Annotated in this window: 1 protein-coding gene; it reads left to right on the forward strand. The window is 62.7% G+C overall.

The window, feature by feature from the left end:
* Positions 1 to 105 precede the first annotated feature (105 nt).
* Positions 106 to 1,095 (forward strand): IS481 family transposase, encoded by a 990-nt coding sequence (locus tag AU197_RS19450; protein ID WP_064404546.1) that lies wholly within the window; start codon positions 106 to 108, stop codon positions 1,093 to 1,095.

Consider the following 1,095-nt stretch of genomic DNA (forward strand, 5'->3'; position numbering starts at 1 on the left):
TGTACTGACCACGGACGTTGGTGACGGCGTGGTGAGGTGACAAAACGAAGACCTCCGAGTGGAGTGCGAGCTGTCTAGGAACGCTCACCGATCTCGGAGGTCTTCGTGGTTCACCGTAATGCCCCTTTGTCCGAAACTGGTCGTCTACGCCTGGCTCGTTGCGTTGTCGATGACGGGTGGTCGCGTCGGCGCGCGGCCGAGCGCTTCCAGGTTTCGGTGACCACCGTCTGTCGGTGGGTGGACCGCTACCTCGAGCTAGGTGAGGCGGGAATGGCCGACCGCAGCTCACGGCCGCATCAGAGCCCGAACCGCACGCCAATGCGGACCGAGCGACGCATCATCGGTGTGCGCGTTACCCGCCGCTGGGGCCCGGCAAGAATCGCTTATCTGCTGGGGCTGAACGTATCGACGGTGCACAACGTGCTGCGCCGTTACGGCATCGCCCAGCTGCGGTGGCTCGACCGTGCGACCGGGCGCGTCGTGCGGCGCATGGAATCGGCTGCATGCGGTGATCTGGTGCATGTCGATGTGAAGAAACTAGGCAAGATCCCAGCCGGCGGCGGTTGGCGCATGCTCGGGCGCGCGACGGGTCGACGCCATTCGCAGGCCGACAAGACCGGCACGACCAACAAGTACCGACAGCCGATGCGTGGCTACCACTTCCTGCACACCGCACTAGACGCGCATTCACGGTTGGCTTACTCCGAGATGCTGGCCGATGAACGCAAAGAGACCGCTTCCGAGTTCTGGAAACGGGCCAACGCCTGGTTCCTCGAACAAGGAATAGCCGTTCGAAAAGTATTGACTGACAACGGATCCTGTTACCGATCACATGTCTTTCGGGCGGCGCTCGGAGACGACATCGAGCACCGCCGGACTCGGCCGTATCGACCGCAGACCAACGGAAAGGTGGAGCGTTTCCACCGCACCCTCGCCGACGAGTGGGCCTATGCCCGGTTGTACACCAGCGACGAGCAACGCTGCCAGGAATACCTCGGCTGGCTGCACAACTACAATCACCACCGCGGCCACACAGCACTCGGCGGTCAGCCACCAGCCAGTCGTGTACCTAACCTCTCAGGTCAGTACAGCTAG

The organism is Mycobacterium sp. IS-1590 (assembly GCF_001500025.1).
GTDB lineage: Bacteria > Actinomycetota > Actinomycetes > Mycobacteriales > Mycobacteriaceae > Mycobacterium.